Annotated in this window: 19 protein-coding genes; all 19 read left to right on the top strand. The window is 56.6% G+C overall.

The features are described 5' to 3' along the window. The first annotated feature begins 165 nt into the window (after positions 1-165). Positions 166-843, top strand: coding sequence for a DUF4254 domain-containing protein (locus Q7V20_RS21395; RefSeq protein WP_304795737.1), 678 nt, complete (start codon positions 166-168; stop codon positions 841-843). Beyond that, entirely contained in the window at positions 843-1790 is a 948-nt protein-coding gene (gene waaC / locus Q7V20_RS21390) for a lipopolysaccharide heptosyltransferase I (RefSeq protein ID WP_304795736.1), read from the top strand. The genes Q7V20_RS21395 and waaC overlap by 1 nt, the downstream gene beginning before the upstream one ends. After that, positions 1790-3520 (top strand): ABC transporter ATP-binding protein, encoded by a 1731-nt coding sequence (locus Q7V20_RS21385; protein WP_304795734.1) that lies wholly within the window; start codon positions 1790-1792, stop codon positions 3518-3520. The genes waaC and Q7V20_RS21385 overlap by 1 nt, the downstream gene beginning before the upstream one ends. A gap of 79 nt (positions 3521-3599) precedes the next feature. Then, positions 3600-5333 carry a type IV-A pilus assembly ATPase PilB gene (gene pilB, locus Q7V20_RS21380; protein WP_304795732.1) on the top strand — a complete coding sequence of 578 codons (1734 nt, stop codon included), beginning with the start codon at positions 3600-3602 and terminating at the stop codon, positions 5331-5333. Positions 5334-5377: 44 nt separating this feature from the next. Next, entirely contained in the window at positions 5378-6595 is a 1218-nt protein-coding gene (locus Q7V20_RS21375) for a type II secretion system F family protein (RefSeq protein ID WP_304795731.1), read from the top strand. A gap of 6 nt (positions 6596-6601) precedes the next feature. Beyond that, entirely contained in the window at positions 6602-7465 is an 864-nt protein-coding gene (locus Q7V20_RS21370) for an A24 family peptidase (protein ID WP_304795729.1), read from the top strand. Continuing rightward, positions 7447-8067, top strand: coding sequence for a dephospho-CoA kinase (coaE, locus tag Q7V20_RS21365; protein ID WP_304795727.1), 621 nt, complete (start codon positions 7447-7449; stop codon positions 8065-8067). Before Q7V20_RS21370 ends, coaE begins: the two co-directional genes overlap by 19 nt. Before the next feature lie 33 nt (positions 8068-8100). Next, the gene (gene zapD, locus Q7V20_RS21360) at positions 8101-8859 is read left to right on the top strand and encodes a cell division protein ZapD (RefSeq protein WP_304795895.1); all 759 of its coding nucleotides are present in this window, start codon (positions 8101-8103) and stop codon (positions 8857-8859) included. 10 nt (positions 8860-8869) lie between these two features. Next, a complete protein-coding gene (locus Q7V20_RS21355; RefSeq protein WP_304795725.1) occupies positions 8870-9079 on the top strand; it encodes a DNA gyrase inhibitor YacG in 210 nt (69 codons plus the stop codon). 125 nt (positions 9080-9204) lie between these two features. Further along, complete coding sequence (locus Q7V20_RS21350; protein WP_304795723.1) at positions 9205-10326, top strand: glycosyltransferase; 1122 nt, start codon at positions 9205-9207, stop codon at positions 10324-10326. A 110-nt stretch (positions 10327-10436) separates the two neighbouring features. Then, positions 10437-11435: a UDP-N-acetylglucosamine 4,6-dehydratase (inverting) gene (gene pseB / locus Q7V20_RS21345; protein WP_304795721.1), complete on the top strand. Its 999-nt coding sequence runs from the start codon at positions 10437-10439 to the stop codon at positions 11433-11435. Between the two features lie 3 nt (positions 11436-11438). Next, on the top strand, positions 11439-12599 hold the full coding sequence (gene pseC, locus Q7V20_RS21340; RefSeq protein ID WP_304795719.1) for a UDP-4-amino-4,6-dideoxy-N-acetyl-beta-L-altrosamine transaminase: 1161 nt from the start codon (positions 11439-11441) through the stop codon (positions 12597-12599). Continuing rightward, a complete protein-coding gene (pseF, locus tag Q7V20_RS21335; RefSeq protein WP_304795718.1) occupies positions 12596-13297 on the top strand; it encodes a pseudaminic acid cytidylyltransferase in 702 nt (233 codons plus the stop codon). Before pseC ends, pseF begins: the two co-directional genes overlap by 4 nt. Before the next feature lie 40 nt (positions 13298-13337). Continuing rightward, positions 13338-14366: an NAD(P)-dependent oxidoreductase gene (locus tag Q7V20_RS21330; RefSeq protein ID WP_304795716.1), complete on the top strand. Its 1029-nt coding sequence runs from the start codon at positions 13338-13340 to the stop codon at positions 14364-14366. 10 nt (positions 14367-14376) lie between these two features. Then, positions 14377-14916 (top strand): DapH/DapD/GlmU-related protein, encoded by a 540-nt coding sequence (locus tag Q7V20_RS21325; RefSeq protein WP_304795714.1) that lies wholly within the window; start codon positions 14377-14379, stop codon positions 14914-14916. A gap of 20 nt (positions 14917-14936) precedes the next feature. Further along, positions 14937-15932, top strand: a complete 996-nt coding sequence (locus Q7V20_RS21320; protein WP_304795894.1) for a glycosyltransferase — start codon at positions 14937-14939, stop codon at positions 15930-15932. Beyond that, positions 15932-16837, top strand: a complete 906-nt coding sequence (locus Q7V20_RS21315) for a hypothetical protein (protein ID WP_304795712.1) — start codon at positions 15932-15934, stop codon at positions 16835-16837. Before Q7V20_RS21320 ends, Q7V20_RS21315 begins: the two co-directional genes overlap by 1 nt. Before the next feature lie 12 nt (positions 16838-16849). Further along, positions 16850-17620, top strand: coding sequence for a WbqC family protein (locus Q7V20_RS21310; RefSeq protein WP_304795710.1), 771 nt, complete (start codon positions 16850-16852; stop codon positions 17618-17620). Beyond that, positions 17601-18638, top strand: coding sequence for a pseudaminic acid synthase (gene pseI / locus Q7V20_RS21305; protein ID WP_304795708.1), 1038 nt, complete (start codon positions 17601-17603; stop codon positions 18636-18638). The genes Q7V20_RS21310 and pseI overlap by 20 nt, the downstream gene beginning before the upstream one ends. Positions 18639-18640 lie beyond the last annotated feature (2 nt).

The raw sequence follows: 18640 nt of genomic DNA, 5'->3' as shown, positions 1-18640 counted from the left end.
CTCATGCTCCATTTTCAACAAACGGGTGAGCACAGCTCCCCGGCTTCAAGCCCACCATTCGGCGGGAGGGATCATACCCGCACCGGGCAAACGCCCGTCCTCACGGCGATAATCTCGCGCTGACACCCGACGACCACGGTGCCTTTTCGCTGAAAGACCTGCCCTATGTCCCTGTTCACCGCCCTGGCGTCCAACGTCAGCAGCCAGCACGACGACGCCCTGCTGGCCGCAGGCGGCCCGCCGGTGCCCGTCCCCGCCTCGCTGCCAGGCGGCAGCGACCGCCGCACGCTGTTGTGGCACTGGATTGCCACCAACCACTTCTTCAACAGCAGCCTGTGGGCCGAAGAAGACCTGGCTCGCCGCACCACCGTTAGCAGCGATGAGATCGCCCAGAACAAACGCGCAATCGACCGATTCAACCAGGCCCGCAACGATGCCACCGAGCGGGTGGACGAAATCTTGCTGACCGAACTCGGCCTGGTCGATGCTGCCTCGGCGCAAACCGACGCCCCCGTGTCAAAAGTACCGCCCAACGCACGCCTGAACAGCGAAACCGCCGGCAGCATCATCGACCGCATGTCCATCATGGCCCTCAAGATCCACGCCATGCGCGCCCAAACCCTGCGCACCGACGTGGACGATGACCACCGAACAAACAGCCGAGTCAAACTCGAAAAATTGCTGCAACAACGCGCCGACCTGGGCGACTGCCTGGACACCCTGATCGCCGACACCCAAGCGGGCCGTGCCTACTTCAAGGTTTACCGCCAGTTCAAGATGTACAACGACCCGCGCTTCAACCCCGCGCTGGTGGCAGAGCAGCAAGCTCGGACCAAGGCCTGATGCGCATCCTCATCGTCAAAACCAGCTCCATGGGCGATGTCGTCCACGCCCTGCCCGCCATCAGCGACATCGCCCATGCGATCCCGGGGGTCCAGATCGACTGGCTGGTGGAGAAAAGCTTCTCCGCCATGCCCAGCCAACACCGGGCGGTCAACCGCGTGATCACGCTGCAATGGCGCAAGTGGCGCAAAAGCCTTCGAGCCCCAGACACCCGATTGGCCATCAAAACCTGGCGGGCTGAAATGGCGCTGCACCGCTATGACATGGTCGTCGACATGCAAGGCCTGCTCAAAAGCGCTCTGTTTGCCTGCTTTGCACAAGGCCCCCGCGCTGGTTACGACCGCCACAGCATCCGCGAGCCCCTGGCCAGCCTGTTTTACCGCAGCAAAGCCCATGTCCCACGCGACCTGCACGCAGTGGACCGCTGCCGTCAATTGGCGGCGCAAGTGCTGGGCTATCCCCTGCCCACCACCGCCCCCGATTTTGGCCTTCAGGCCGACGCCCAGGCCTGGACGCCCGGCCCCGAACCCTATGCGGTCCTGATCCCCTGCGCCAGTCGCCCGGAAAAACTCTGGCCCGAACAAGACTGGATTGCCGTGGCCCATCAGTTGCGACAACAGGGAATGGGCATCGCCGTGATGTGGGGTAGCCCCGAAGAAGAGCAGCGCGCCAAGAGCATTGCTCAGGCCTGTGACGGCGTGGTGCCGCCCTTCCTGACTGTCGCCCAAGCCGGCGACACCTTGGCACACGCCCAATTGGTCGTGGGCCTGGACACGGGCCTGACCCACCTGGCCGCGGCACACGGCCGCCCAACCCTGGGCATTTACTGCGATCACGAACCCGGCCTGGCGGGCGTCACCGGCTCGGGCCACGTCATCAGCCTGGGTGGCAAAGGCCAAGTACCATCGCGCACCGAAGTTCTCGCCTCAATGGACCAGTTGCTTTAATGGAATCGAAAGAAACCGCTCAACAGTTGTTGAGCTACGCCCGCCCCCAATGGCGCATGCTGAGCATGGCCCTGGTGTTTTTCATGCTGGGCGCTGCGGTTGAGCCCCTGCTGCCCGCCTTGTTCAAAAAACTGATCGATTCGGGCTTTCAGGAAGGCCTGAAATACCCGCTGTGGCTGGTTCCCGTGGTGGTGATTGGCCTGTTCGTGGTCCGAGGCACCTTCAACTTCGGCGGCGCCTACGTGATGAACTCCGCCTCATCGACCATGGTGCTGAACCTGCGCCGCGATTTGATGCGGTCCTTGCTCAAGGCCGATGCCAAGTTGTTCACTTCCATCAGCCCAGGCGTGGCCGTCAGCAAGGTCATCAGTGATCCGCAAGGCGCCTCCACCTTGATGAGCAATGCGATCGTCTCCATCGTGAAAGACGCTTCGACTCTGTTCTTCCTGATCGCGTACCTGATCTACCTCAACCCTCAGCTCACCCTCATCGCCTTCATATCCATGCCCTTGCTGGGCCTGACCGTCAAACTGGTGCAAAAGCGCCTGAACAAGGTCGGGAAGGCTCAGTACCAGACGCAATTGCGTCTGGTGACCACCGTGGACGACAACGCCCGCGCCTGGCGTGTCGTGCGTACCTTCGGCGCCGTTGATTTTGAGTTGCAGCGCTTTGACCGAGAAGCCACCCTGCATCGCCGCATGACGATGAAGCAAGTGGCCACCAGCTCGCTCGTCACGCCCTTGACGCAGATCGTGGCCGCCATCGGTGTGTCCATCATCCTCACCCTGGCCCTTTGGCAAGCCAGCCAAGGCGCCTCCACCGTGGGTGAGTTCGTCTCCTTCATCACCGCCTTGTTGATGACGATTTCGCCCATGCGCCATTTAACGGACGTGTTCCAACCCATCAACAGCGCCCTGATCACGGCCGGGGGTGCGTTTGAGTTGCTCAACACCCCGCCTGAACCCGACACCGGCACGGTGGAGATGCCCAAAAGCCAGGGGCGAATTGATTTCAACGATGTGACGGTTCAATTTGACGGGGCCACCCATCCCGCCCTGGATGGCTTGAACCTGCATGTCGCACCGGGCAGCACCATTGCCCTGGTCGGCTCATCGGGTGCCGGCAAAACCACCGTCGTCAACACCCTCCTGCGCTTTGCCTACCCCAGCAGCGGCCAGATCACCCTGGATGGCGTGCCCACAGAGCAACTCAAACTGGCCAGCTTGCGCAGTCATTTCGCCGTGGTCTCGCAAGACATCGTGCTGTTCGAAGGCTCCATCGCCGAGAACGTCGCCTATGCCAGCCCCTTGGGCCTGGACCGCGCCAAGGTCGAGCACTGCCTGAAAGCCGCCAACCTCTGGAACCACGTGCTGACCTTGCCCGAAGGCATCGACGCCGCCATCGGCACCAACGGCAGCCGCCTGTCCGGCGGCCAACGCCAGCGCCTGGCCATCGCCCGGGCCCTGTACCGCGACGCGGCCGTCTGGATTTTCGACGAAGCCACCTCCGCCCTCGATTCCGAATCCGAGGCCGTGGTCCAACGCTCCATCGAAGACCTGCGCGGCAGCAAAACCCTGATCCTGATCGCCCACCGCCTCAGCACCATCCGCAACGCCGACTGCATCTACGTCATGTCCGAGGGCAGAGTGGTTGAGCAAGGCACCCATGCCGAGCTGATCGCCCGGCAAGGCCTTTACGCAGGCATGGTGAAAATCCAGTCCGCCGATTGAAACTGAACCGCCATAATCCAAGGTGATAAGCGGTCTTTTGTGGTTTACAGACGGTATTGAATCGCGGATGATTTATTAAATGGTCGATAACACCCTGGTAGAAGCTCCCGGATCCGGATCGTTGACTGGCGTGGCCCGTGTGTTGGTCAACGCCGGCAAGCTCGACGTCAAATCCGCCGGAGACCTCACCCGCTCGGCCAAAGACCAAAAGCGCAGTTTCATCAGCGCGCTGATGTCCAGCGGCGCCATCTCGGCCAGCGACCTGGCCCAGACCCTGTCCACCTCCCTGGCCGTGCCCGTGCTCGACCTGGCCGCCGTCGATCTGCAGCGCCTGCCCAAAGGCGTGATCGACAACAAGCTGTCGACCCAATACCAGGTGGTCGTGCTGTCCAAGCGCGGCAACCGCCTGTTCGTGGCCGGTGCAGACCCCACCGACCAGGAAGCCATCGAGCGCATCAAGTTCGCCACCCAGCTGACGCCAGAATGGGTCATCGTCGAGCACGACAAGCTGTCGCGCCTGCTGGAAGGGCAAACCGCCTCGGCCGAAGAGCAACTCAACGCCCTGACCTCCGGTGATTTCGAATTCGACATCACCGATGACCTGAACAACCCCAGCCAGCCCGAGGCGGCCGAGCTGTCCACCGAGGTGGAAGACGCCCCGGTCGTCAAATTCCTTCAGAAGATGCTGGTGGACGCCATCAACGCCCGCGCGTCTGACTTGCATTTCGAGCCCTACGAGTTCAACTACCGTGTGCGCTTTCGGGTCGACGGCGAACTGCGCGAAGTCACCCAGCCCCCGATCGCCATCAAGGACAAGCTGGCCTCGCGCATCAAGGTCATCTCGCGGCTGGACATCGCTGAAAAGCGCGTGCCGCAAGACGGCCGCATGAAGCTCAAGTTCGGCAACAAATCGATCGACTTCCGGGTCAGCAGCCTGCCCACCCTGTTTGGCGAGAAGATCGTGATCCGGATTCTGGATTCATCTTCCGCCAAGATGGGCATCGAGGCCCTGGGTTACGAGCCCATCGAAAAAGAACGCCTGATGAACGCCATCAGCCGCCCTTACGGCATGGTGCTCGTCACCGGGCCCACCGGCTCGGGCAAAACCGTGTCGCTGTACTCCTGCCTGAACATCCTGAACCAGCCTGGCGTCAACATCTGCACGGTCGAAGACCCGGCCGAAATCAACTTGCCCGGCATCAATCAGGTCAACGTGAACGACCGGGCGGGCCTGACCTTCGCGGCCTCGCTCAAGGCCTTCCTGCGGCAGGATCCCGACGTCATCATGGTCGGCGAAATCCGCGACCAGGAAACAGGCGACATCGCCATCAAAGCGGCCCAAACCGGCCACATGGTGATGTCCACCCTGCATACCAACGATGCACCCACCACCTTGACGCGGCTGTTGAACATGGGCATCCCGCCCTTCAACATCGCCTCCGCCGTGATCTTGATCACGGCACAACGCCTGGCGCGCAAACTTTGCGAAGTGTGCAAAGCACCGGCGGAGTATCCTAAAGAAGCATTGCTACGCGCCGGTTTCAAAGACCATGAAATCGATGGCTCATGGCGCCCCTACAAGGCCGTGGGTTGTTCAAGTTGCAACAATGGTTACAAAGGACGGGTTGGCCTTTACCAAGTCATGCCCATCAGTGAAGAAATACAACGCATCATCCTCCGACTGGGCACAGCCATGGATATTGCGGAGCAAGCCAAGCGCGAAGGCGTGCGAGACTTGCGCGAGGCCGGCTTGGTCAAAGTCAAAGCCGGCATGACTTCTCTGGAAGAGGTGATCTCGGTCACCAACGAATAGTCAACTAAATCAGATCAGCGCGACGCGCCCTCGGAGTTCCCCACATGGCCACGGCAACCGCCTCTAAAGCACAAGAATTTGTCTTCGAATGGGAAGGCAAGGACCGCAACGGCAAGGTGGTGCGCGGCGAAATGCGTTCGGCTGGCGAGGCTGTGGTCAGTGCCACCTTGCGCCGCCAAGGTATCCTGGTGCAAAAGGTCAAGAAGCGCCGCACCAAGGGCGGTGGCTCCGTCAAGCCCAAAGACATCGCGATCTTCACGCGCCAGTTGGCCACCATGATGCGCGCCGGCGTGCCTTTGCTGCAGTCGTTCGACATCGTGGGCCGGGGCAGCACCAACCCCCGCGTCACCAAATTGCTCAACGACATCCGCACCGATGTCGAAACCGGCACCAGCTTGTCGGCCGCGTTCCGCAAGCACCCTTTGTATTTCGATGCCCTGTACTGCAACCTGGTTGAAGCGGGTGAAGCCGCCGGTATTTTGGAAACCCTGCTGGATCGCCTGGCCACCTACCAGGAAAAAACCATCGCAATCAAGCAGAAGATCAAGTCAGCCCTGACCTACCCCATCGCCGTGCTGGTGGTGGCCTTCGTGGTGGTGGCCGTGATCATGATCTTCGTGATCCCGGCGTTCAAGGAAGTGTTCACCTCCTTCGGCGCCGAACTGCCCGCCCCCACCTTGTTCGTGATGGCCATGTCAGAGATTTTCGTGGCGTACTGGTGGGCCATTTTCGGGGCCATTGGCGGCAGCGTGTACTTCTTCCTGCAAACCTGGCGGCGTTCTGAAAAGATGCAGAAAACCATGGACCGCCTGCTGCTGAAAATGCCGGTGTTTGGCGACCTGATGTTCAAATCCGCCGTGGCCCGCTGGACGCGCACCTTGTCCACCATGTTCGCCGCTGGCGTGCCCCTGGTCGAGGCGCTTGATTCCGTGGGCGGCGCCGCCGGCAATGCCGTGTTCGCCGAGGCCACCGAGCAGATCCAGCGCGATGTGTCCACCGGCACCAGCCTGACCACGTCGATGCAAACGGCCAACCTGTTCCCCGTCATGGTGCTGCAAATGGCCTCCATCGGTGAAGAATCCGGCTCGCTGGACCACATGCTGGGCAAAGCCGCCGACTTCTACGAAGAAGAGGTTGACGAAGCCGTCAAGGCCCTGTCCAGCCTGATGGAGCCCTTCATCATCGTGATCCTGGGCGGCATCATCGGGGGCATCGTGGTCTCCATGTACCTGCCCATCTTCAAACTCGGCCAGGTGGTCTAAAGGCCCATGCAGTTTCATGAACTGTTGGCCATCCTCACAACGCCGTGGGGATTGGCCGTGCTGGGCCTGTGCGTCGGCAGCTTCCTGAACGTCGTCATCCACCGCATGCCGCTGATGCTGGAGCGCCAATGGCGCGCCGACAGCGCGGCCATGCTGGAGTTGCCCGCCAAAGAAGAAGACACCGCGGCACCACTGACGCTGTCCAAGCCCGCCTCGCGCTGCCCCTCCTGCGGCCACACCATCAGCTGGTACGAAAACATCCCCCTGGTCAGTTGGCTGGTTTTGCGCGGCAAGTGCTCCGCCTGCAGCGCCCGCATTTCTGTGCGCTACCCCCTGATCGAGCTTTCCACGGCCTTGTTGTTCGCGGCCTGCGGCTGGCGTTTTGGCGCCGAGCCCACCACCTTGCTGTGGTGCGGTTTTGTGGCCGTGCTGGTGGCCGCCTCCGCCATCGACTGGGACACCACCCTGCTGCCCGATGACCTGACCCTGCCTTTGCTGTGGGCGGGCTTGATCGCCGCCGCCCTGGGCTGGACCTTGCCCTTGAGCCAAGCCGTGTGGGGCGCCGTGGTGGGCTACCTGTCCCTGTGGTCGGTGTATTGGCTGTTCAAGCTCGCCACCGGCAAAGAAGGCATGGGCTACGGCGACTTCAAGCTGCTGGCAGCACTGGGCGCCTGGTTGGGGTGGCAGATGGTGTTGCCGGTGGTGCTGGCCTCGTCCATCCTTGGCGCCATCGTGGGCATCGGCATGAAGCTGTCCAGCACCCTGCGTGAAGGCCGCTACATCCCCTACGGCCCGTTCCTGGGTGGCGCAGGCCTGGTGGTCATGCTGGCCGGACCGCAACGGGTGCTGGGATGGCTGGGCTGGGCCTGACCAAAACCATCGGCCTGACCGGCGGCATTGGCAGCGGCAAATCCACCGTGGCCCAGATGCTGGTCGATTTGGGTGCGCACCTGGTTGACCTGGATGCCATCTCGCGCACCCTCACCGCGCCAGGCGGGGCCGCCATCGCCCACATCCAGCAGCAGTTCGGCCCGGACTTTGTGGACGCCCACGGCGCCATGAACCGCACCCGCATGCGCGAACTCGCCTTCACCGATCCAGGAGCCCTGATCCAGCTGGAGGGCATCCTGCACCCCTTGATCGGCCAACATGCCGATCAGCATGCCGATCAGGCCCAGCCCGACCAAATCGTCGTCTACGACGTGCCGCTGCTGGCCGAATCAGGCACGCGGTGGAAGCAAAAAGTTGACAGCGTGCTGGTGGTGGACTGCCCGGTCGAAACCCAAATTGCCCGGGTGATGGCCCGCTCCGGCTGGACTCGCGAGGCGGTGGAAAAAGTCATCGCGCAGCAAGCCACGCGCGAGATGCGCCTGGCCGTGGCCGACCAGGTGATTTTCAATGACGGTTTGAGCCTGGATGAATTAAGGGAAGAGGTCCAGAAGGTCTGGCGCCTGTGGAACAATCACGCTTGACTGCTGGTGTCCCAACTTAGCTCAGGTGGCGCGTTGATTCTGTACGAATATCCCTTCAACGAAAGCATCCGCACCATGTTGCGGCTTGAACATCTGTTCAACCGCCTGATTTTGCTGATGTGGCGCGAACACCCGACCGACCACCACTACGCCCTGGCCACCATCTTCGAGATCATGGACGTGGCCTCGCGGGCCGACCTCAAGGCCGATCTGCTCAAAGAGCTGGACCGCTTCAAATCACAGTTCATGGGCTGGCGTGGCAACCCGGCCATTCAAGAAGCCGTGCTGGACCAGGTGCTGGGCCGGATCGAACAAACCCACCACAGCCTGCAGCAAGTGCCAGGCAAAGCCGGACAAACCTTGGCCAGCAACGATTGGCTGATGAGCATCCGCAGCCGCATCAGCATTCCAGGTGGCACGTGTGAGTTTGATCTGCCTTCTTACTTTGCGTGGCAACACGAAGCAGTCCAGAAGCGGCAGGCCGATTTGCAGCAGTGGGTGGCCACCCTCACCCCGTTGGCGGAGGCCTTAAAGTTGATGCTCAGCCTGTTGCGCGACACAGGGCACCCTCACATGGTGGCCGCGCCGGGTGGGAGCTATCAGCAGAGCCTGAAAGAGAACAAGCCGTTTTTGCTGTTGCGCCTGCGCATCGACCCCAGCATGGGGCTGGTGCCCGAGATCAGTGGCAACAGGCTCATGGTGGCCATTCGCTTGATGCGGCAGGACATCGAGGGTAAGCTGAAACTGGCCTCCGACATTGATGCGGCTTTTGAATTGACCCTTTGCGCTTGAGTTTTGAGACATGAGTGAACCCCAGCCCAGTGCGGCCACCACCAAGCAGGTCATGGTGCGGTGCCCGTCGTGCAGTGAAACGGTGCCTTACCGGACCGACAATCCGTATCGGCCGTTTTGCAGCAAGGGATGCAAGGCGATTGATCTGGGGGCTTGGGCGAGTGAGCAGTTTCGGGTTGAGGTGAAGCCAAAAACAGAAGATTTTCCTGACATTGATTGAGGCAATCATCGGCGATGAAAAAGCGTCGCCTTTTAGCCATCGCACGACAGACGTCACAATTCAAGCCATAAAATTAAAATTACCCTTTTGCTGTCAGGAAGGGCCATCCGCAGGACGCTGAAACTATGTGGCACCCAGGGCTTCTGACACTTGTAGCTGTTTTCGGCACGGCATTGCTTGTTTGCTCAGGCCTGATCCTCACGCAACGTTGGCATGGCAAGCTCACGCTTGACCACGATCTCAATGGCGTTCAAAAAATCCACCAACGTCCTGTGCCTCGCATTGGCGGGGTGGCATTGTTTGCGGCCCTCTTGGCCGGTGGATCTGCAGCATGGTGGTTTGACGATCCCTTGACGCCACAAATCCTGACCTTGCTAGCCTGCGGAATTCCGGCCTTCTTGGCCGGCTTATTTGAAGATTTGACCAAGCGTGTGGGCATACGTACCCGGCTCTACGCATCATTCATCTCGGCAATCTTTGCTGTCTGGGCGATGGGTGCCCACCTCACGAGGCTCGACACCCCCGGCCTGGATTACGTCATCTCGTTCTTGCCTGTTTCGGTGTTCTTCACCTGTTTTGCTGTGGGGGGTATCACCAACTCCGTCAATATCATTGACGGACTCAACGGCTTAGCCGCAGGCAGTGTGTTGTTGATGCTTGCTGGACTGGCGGCCATGGCCTGGATGGTGGGTGACCCACTGGTTCTGAAACTCTGCTTATTAGGCATGGTTGCCATGGCGGGTTTTCTATTGCTCAATTATCCATTTGGCGGGATTTTTTTAGGTGATGGTGGCGCGTATTTGGCCGGATTTTGGTTGGCAGAATGTGCTGTGCTTTTATTGGCCCGCAACCCTGGCGTGTCCACGTGGGCAGTGCTCTTGGCTTGCTTCTACCCATTTTGGGAAACCGCTTACTCCATTTACAGGCGCCATATTGTGGGGCGGGTCAGCAGCGGGCAGGCCGACATGGGGCACCTGCATCATTTGATTTTCAAACGGATTTCGACATCGGGCTTGGTACCTTCAGTGCCAGCTTGGCTCAGGCATGGCGTGACCAGCGGCGTCATTTGGATGATGGTTCTGGGCTGCCAGTTGATCGCGGTGACCTTCACAGAAAATACCTTGGTATTGGCCTTATTCACCGCAACAATGGCCATTGTTTACCACACCGCCTACGGCAGGCTATCTGCAAACGACCAATTTACCCAGTCATCAGATGAAGGTGTCATTTCCGTCAAGGGCGTTTAATTTGGAAAGAAAACTGACACTGACGTTTGTCCTCAGGCTCAGGTTAGCAGCGCGATTCACAGTTCAGCAGACCCGCGGCACTCAACCGTTTTGAACGTAATTTATTCAATATGATGCAAGACGCTACCATCCTCATCACAGGAGGAACGGGTTCATTCGGCAATACTTTTGTACCGATGACATTGGCCAAATACAACCCTAAGAAAATCATCATTTTCTCTCGTGATGAAATGAAGCAATGGGACATGGCCAAGAAATTCGAAGGCGATGGTCGAGTCCGTTTTTTCATTGGCGACGTTCGCGACAAAGATCGCCTCTACCGCGCCCTTGACGGGGTGGATTACGTGGTTCATGCCGCCGCTACCAAGATCGTTCCAACAGCGGAATACAACCCCTTTGAGTGCGTCAAAACCAACATCAATGGGGCCATGAACCTCATTGATGCCTGCATTGACAAAGGCGTTAAACGCGTGGTGGCCCTGTCCACAGACAAAGCCAGCAGCCCTATTAACCTTTACGGAGCGACAAAGCTAGCCTCCGACAAATTGTTTGTGGCGGGCAACTCGTACTCAGGTGGTCATGACACGCGCTTTGCCGTGGTTCGTTACGGAAATGTCATGGGATCACGTGGCTCGGTCATTCCATTCTTCATGTCCATCAAGGATAAGGGCGTATTACCAATTACCGACGAACGCATGACTCGCTTCATGATTTCGCTGGAAGATGGCGTTGGCCTTGTCTGGCATGCCTTTGAAGACATGATTGGCGGAGAAATCTACGTCAAAAAGATTCCGTCCATGAAGATCACTGACCTGGCCCGAGTAGTGGCACCAACAGCACGTCAGGAGGTGATTGGCATCCGCCCCGGAGAAAAGCTGCACGAACAGATGATCAGCGCTGAAGACGCCTACTACACCTACGAGTATCCGGAACACTTCAAGATCCTGCCGACCATCAATGGTTGGTCGACCTGCGCGAAGCGCATCAAAAACGGCAAGAAAGTACCTGAAGGATTTGTGTATGCCAGTGACAACAATCATGAATGGATGACGGACGCGGACCTGCAAACCTGGATCAAGGCCAATGACGGGAAGATCGGGAGCGTGTAATCCATGATTCCGTATGGTCGCCAAGACATTACCCAAAACGACATTGATGCGGTCATTGCCGTACTGCAATCCGACTTTCTGACCCAAGGTCCCATGGTCCCGCGCTTCGAGCAACGCGTGAGCGATCACGTTGGCGCCAAATACGCCGTGGCCGTGAACAGCGCCACTTCAGCGCTGCACGTTGCTTGCATGGCCCTTGGTCTCGGTCCAGACGATTGGTTATGGACCACGCCGATCACCTTTGTCGCCTCAGCCAATTGCGCGCTGTACTGCGGGGCTAAGGTCGATTTCGTCGACATTGATCCGCACACCTACAACCTGAGCCCGCAGGCCCTTGAACGCAAGCTGGAGCAAGCCGAACGCGAAGGCAAGCTCCCCAAGGTTCTGGTGCCTGTTCACCTGTGCGGCCAATCGTGCGACATGCATGCCATTCACGCATTGGCACAACAATATGGCTTCAAGGTCATTGAGGATGCCTCGCACGCCATCGGCGGCCGTTATAAGGGCCAACCTATCGGCAACTGCGGATACAGCGACATCACGGTGTTCAGCTTCCACCCAGTCAAGATCATCACCACGGCTGAGGGCGGCATGGCACTGACCAACGATGCCGAACTGGCTCGTAAGATGGGGCTCTATCGCAGCCACGGCATCACACGCGATGCGACTCAGATGAGCCATGCGCCTGACGGTCCTTGGTATTACCAACAGATTGCGCTTGGCTACAACTACCGAATGACCGACCTCCAGGCCGCGCTGGGCTTGAGCCAGATGGATCGACTCGATGCCTATGTCGCCCGCCGCCACGAATTGGCGCGTCGATATGACGACTTGTTGGCCAACCTGCCCATCACCTGCCCCCGACAACACCCGGACAGCTACTCTGGTCTACACCTATACGTGATTCGACTGCAGCTGGGCAAGATCAGTCGCAGTCACCGAGAAGTGTTTGAGTCCTTGCGCGATCAGGGCGTCGGGGTCAATCTGCACTACATCCCCATACACACCCAGCCTCACTATGCACTAATGGGCTTCAGGGCCGGAGACTATCCTCAGGCTGAGGCTTATTACCGAGAAGTGATCAGCCTTCCCATGTACCAGATGCTGACGGATCAGCAACAGGACCAAGTGATCACCGCGGTAAGCAAAGCACTCACTACATGAGAATCGCCATCATCCCAGCTCGCGGTGGCAGCAAACGCATTCCGCGCAAGAACATCAAGCCATTCAATGGCAAGCCGATGATCGCCTGGTCGATCGAAGCTGCCAAGACATCCGGGCTCTTCGAAGAGATCATCGTCTCAACAGATGACGCAGAGATCGCGGAAATTGCTCGGCAATGCGGCGCAAAAGTACCCTTCATGCGCCCGCCAGAACTCGCTGACGATCACGCGGGCACCGGGCCAGTGATTGCCCACGCAACGCAATGGGCGTTGAACCAAGCCCCCGAAGTGACGGCAGTTTGCTGCATATATGCAACCGCACCCTTCATCGATGTCAATGATCTCAAGCGAGGTTGTGAAGCATTGGAAACCGGTTCTTGGGACTATGCATTCACAGTCACGGATTACCCGGCTCCCATTTTTCGCTCGTTCAAGCAAACTCCTGGAGGGGGGATCGAGATGTTTTACCCTCAAGAATACGAAACCCGATCTCAGGATTTGCCGACAGCCCTGCATGATGCAGGGCAGTTCTATTGGGGACGGCCAATTGCTTGGCTGGAGCAGAGATGTGTTTTTCAGTTAAATTCCAGCCCAATTTTCATACCTCGCTGGAGAGTTCAGGATATCGATACGCAGGATGATTGGATAAGAGCCGAGATGCTGGCACCGATCATCATGAGGCCCAATCAGGCAGCTTGAAGCAAGAAAATTTTCATTCATAGAATCATTCAATATTTCCATGAAGAAAAAAAATATTCTGATATTTGGCGCGTCAGGGTTCATTGCAACATACCTGATGGACGAACTATTGCGTCAAGGGTATGAAATCACTGCCTCGGACATGGGGCCCCACCGCAACGACTATTGTGAAGCCATGGGCGTGAACTACGTCCAGATCGACATCACAAAGAATGAACAGTTTGAACGCCTTGAAAACAACAAGTTTGACGTCGTTATTCATCTTGCCGCATGCCAGCCAGCCAATGTGGCAGAGGTTAAATATGATCCCCGAGACTACATCAACGTCAACATCAACGGCACCCTGAATGTGCTCGATTATTGCAAATGCAGCCAGTCCGGAAAAATAATATACGCAAGTTCTCATCGTAATACGCAAGGCCTTTGGGCCGCCCAAAGGGCCATATCGGAGGAAGATGGTCGAGCCATAAAATATGATGGTGAATACACGATGTTCAGCATTTCGGAGAGTGCTGCTCAAGATTGCGTGACCCACTATCAATGCCAGTATGGACTTCGAGGAATAATATTCAGATTGCCACCGGTCTACGGATATGGACCACACACTGAGATTTTCAAGGGCGGCGTTCCCATCAAAACAGGTTTTCAGGTTTTCATTGAAAAAGCCATGTCATGCGAACCTCTTGAGGTGTGGGGTGACGGCGGTATTGGTCGTGACATCATTTACGTCAAAGATGTTGTATCAGCATTCGTCAAAGCCATCGATCATCCCAGCGCACACGGACTTTACAACATCACCTCCGGTCAATACCTCACATTACGAGCCCAAGCTGAGGCGATTGCAAAAATATTCTGGGGATCAGGCGAGCCTCCCATCATCGTGGAGAAGCCAGAAAAGTCCAACGGCATGGACGCATTCCTTTATGATATTAGTAAAGCCAAAAAAGAACTGGGATGGAGTCCGCTTTACTCATTCGAGGATATGCTGATCGATTACAAAAAGGAATTTGACAGCAAAAGGTTTGAATGCTTGGTCACCAAAAGAAAAAGAATGTTTGAAACACTTTAAGGAGTAATGCATGGACCACTACAAATTAGACGGCATCGAGTTGATGGGCGAGAATGTTAAGGACAAATTGAGGTCTTGTGGCGAGGAAGTAAAAATATACCCAATGGCCAAGATTGCATTCCCTCATGTTGTTGATTTGGGCAGTCACAGCAAAATTCGAGATTTTGCCTTCATATTTGCAGGGGAAGGCGTCAAAATTGGCGAATACACCGACGTACAGCCCCACACAACCATTTGGGGTGGCGGGCTAACCATCATCGGTGATCGTGTCTCAACCGGGCCTGGCACGGTTTTTTTGTCTGCAACGTATTCTCACGCAGCAGGACTGAAAATGGTGGATGGGATGGCCGAAGGCGAAAGCAAGGTGCTGGGTGGGTGCCTTGAAGTTGGCAATGATGTGTATATCGGGGCACGCTGCATCATCATGCCTGTGAAGATCGGTGAAGGCTGTGTGATTGGTGCTGGTAGTTTTGTCAACAAAGATTGCGAACCCTGGGGAATCTATGTTGGCAGCCCCGCGCGGAGAATTGGCGAACGCCCAAGGCTTTAAGGCGCGGTGGATTGAACGCGATGAATATATGTTTTGTGACGGATGGGGGTGCCCACCTCGGGCTGGGCCATGTCCAGCAATCCATGGCGCTTGCGCGTGAATTAATCTCCCATGCCGATATTACCTTCATCACGAAAAGTGATCATACCGTACGCAATAAAATCACCGAAAATGGCTTCAAGACCATTGGCCTCGAAAACGACGGCGAAATTTTCAATCATCTGGAACTGATGGATCCGGACGTTGTTATTTTTGACAAATTGGATGTCGCGGAAGCCCTGGCTTGCAAGATCAAACAAGAACTTCGTGCGCGGCTAATCATATTCACTAACCTCTCTACCGCCAATCGGTTTGCCGACGTGGCGGTCACTGCAGACATTGGAAGTCGATTTGAGAATATACGCTTCCTCGATGAACAGACCAATACGGAATATTTGTATGGGCCAAGGTATTGGGTGCTCAGACGAGATTTTTACGAATACCAGAAACGTGGAAAAGAACAGGTCAAAAGTCCTACGAAAATTTTACTGATTTTTGGTGGCAGCGACCCAGCCAATTTAACATCTGCGGCGCTGGATCAACTGCTCGGCCTGAAGCGCCATTTAATCATTGAGGTGGTACTGGGCGCTCATTTTTTCCATGATGAAGATTTGCAGACTATTTTGCAAAAGCATCAAGACAAACGAGAGAATGTCAAAGTGCATCGAAATATATCCAATGTTGCGGAGCTGATGCATCGTTCGCATCTGGTCATTGCCTCCCCAGGATTGTCGGCATTCGAAGCACTTAAAGTGGGGACCCCCATCATCATCGTGCCGCATGATGAACTTCAGCGTGATACTTACCACGGCTTCATGCGCATGCTCGGCCGGGACGAGTTGGAAAGGCTGGGGGTGATGATTGAGCATAAGGATTTCACCTACCCTGCGGATGAAGCCATCACCCGGATGCAAATCGGCGAAGGTTTGGAAGATTTAAAAGATATCATCTTGAGTAACACTAGGAGAGCTGTCTAATGGGGTGGGTAAAAAAGGGTTTGATTTTCAAGCCAGATGGCCAGCATGACTGGGTAAAAACGCATGCCATGCTGCCGGTCGCAGATCACCTTGGCGGCGATCTCTACCGAATTTACTTCTCCGGCCGTGACGAGCAGAACAGGTCCCTGACTGGGTATGTTGAAATCGACATCACCAACCCACAAGATATTCTAAAAATATCTTCCGAGCCGGTCCTTGGTCTGGGCAGCTTGGGTGCATTCGATGACAATGGTGTATCTCCAACTTGGATGGTCAATCACCAAGGAAGCAAATATCTTTACTATTTCGGATGGAACAAGGGATCGCTCGTCCGTGCTGCAGAGGTCTCCGGACTTGCCATCAGCAAAGATGCTGGCGCCACTTTCCAGCGGTTTTCAAGGGCTCCGGTCATCGATCGAACAGATGCGGAGCCGTATCAAATACTGGTCATTTCCTGCATTCTCATTGAAGGCAATTTATGGCGGATGTGGTATGACTCTGCGGATGAATGGCAGACACCTGAACTACCTCGCTATAACGTCAAATATGCAGAATCGGCTGATGGTATCAATTGGGTCCGAAAAGGTATTGTCAGTGTCAACTACAAATGCCGGGATGAAAGCCGCGTATCCAGGGCATCGGTGATCAAGGAGGATGGCATCTACAAGATGTGGCATTGCTACGCGATGAACAGTGGCGGGTATCGCATGGGCTATGCAGAATCCACTGACGGCTACCAGTTTGAACGCAAAGATGATGGCTTGACCATTCAGGTTTCGCCATCAGGCTGGGACTCGGAAATGGTGTGTTACCCGCACGTCTTCAAACACCGCGGACAAAAGATGATGCTTTATTGCGGCAATGGATACGGGCGCACGGGATTCGGCCTCGCGGTTGAAGAGTAAATGACACCACGGATGACGATTGCCATTGCGCAGCCGACCTTTCTACCTTGGACAGGTTGGTTTGATCTGGCCGATCAAGTTGATCTGCTCGTGATCCTGGATGACGTTGCTTTTTCAAAGCAATCTTGGCAGCAACGCAACCGCATACGAACATCCAAGGGGCTTGAGTTCCTGACTGTTCCCGTCAAGACGTCGGGACGCATGGGGCAGTTGATCTCCGATTGCGAATTGGCAGATCAACCTTTCGCAGAAAAGATGCTCAAGTCGCTTCGCCTCAATTATGCAAAGGCGCCATTTTTTCCCGAGGCCATTGATGATCTGGCCGTCACGCTCAAAGCAGGTGCCAATTCAGCTCGATTGGTCGAGTTGAACTGCAGTTTGATTTCCTGGATGGCAGCCAGGCTCGGCGTGTCCACGCCCATGGTTCGCGCCAGCACAATGGGCGCTGGCGGGGAGCGTGGTGAGCACGTGGCGGCCATCTGCGCGCATGTCGGAGCCGACAGATACATTTCTCCGGCCGGATCTGAAGGCTATTTGATTGAAGATCGAGAGGCCTTCGACAGGCGCGGCATCTCCATTGGTTTGCATGTCTACGAGCATCCCCAATACGTCCAATGCTCGATGCCGTTCCTGTCTCATGCGTCCGCCCTCGATCTGATTTTTAACAGCGGCCCCACCGCGCCCCAGCTGATGCGATCGGGAAGACGCCCGTCAAGAGCACTTGGGACGAAAGCTTTACCACCCGATCAACAGGAGCCTTGTCGTGAAAATTCAGAATCGTGAGATTGGCGAAGATCAGCCTCCTTTTGTCATCGCAGAGATGTCAGCGAACCACAACGGGAGCATCGAAGCCGCCTTTGAGATCATTTCCAAGGCCAAGGCCGCTGGTGCCGACGCGGTGAAGTTGCAGACCTACCGTGCCGACACCATCACGATTGACAGCGACGCCGAGGAATTTCAGATTCACGGAGGCCTTTGGGGCGGCCAAACGCTTTACCAGTTGTACGGTGAAGCCCATACGCCTTGGGAATGGCATGCGCCGCTGTTCGAACATGCCCGCAAGAATGACATCATCATCTTCAGTTCGCCATTCGATAACACCGCTGTCGACCTCCTGGAAGATCTGAATGCACCTGCCTACAAGATTGCTTCGTTTGAGGCGGTGGATATCCCGCTCATCCGGTATGTGGCTCGTACAGGCAAGCCGATGATCATCTCGACCGGGATGGCCAACATCGAAGAAATTCAGGAAGCCATTGACGCGGCGAAGGGCGCCGGGTGCAAAGACTTGGCCATTTTGCATTGCGTGAGTGGTTATCCATCTCCAGCATCCGATTACAACCTGCGAACTATTCCAGACATGATTCGGCGCTTCGGCTTGATCACGGGTCTGTCGGACCACACGTTGGACAACACCACTGCCATTGCCAGCGTGGCGCTCGGCGCCTGCGTCATCGAGAAACACTTCACCTTGGATCGAAGTCGTGGTGGCCCTGATGACAGTTTCTCACTGGAACCCGCAGAGATGGCCGCCCTGTGTTGCGGCGCACGTACAGCCTGGGAGGCCCTTGGGGGCGTCAACTACGCACTCAAGTCCAGTGAAGCAGGTAATGTTAAGTACCGGCGTTCGCTCTATTTCGTCAAAGATTTGAAGATAGGCGATATCGTCACGCATGATGCTGTAAAAAGCATAAGACCTGGCTTTGGCTTGGCGCCAAAACATCTGGATGAAGTCCTTGGAAAAACAGTCGCAAAGGCAACAAAATGGGGCCAACCAGTGAATTGGGAAAGCTTTGAGTAAAT

It is taken from the genome of Aquabacterium sp. (assembly GCF_030652515.1).
GTDB lineage: Bacteria > Pseudomonadota > Gammaproteobacteria > Burkholderiales > Burkholderiaceae_C > Aquabacterium.
This window is presented reverse-complemented; position numbering and strand designations above follow the sequence as displayed.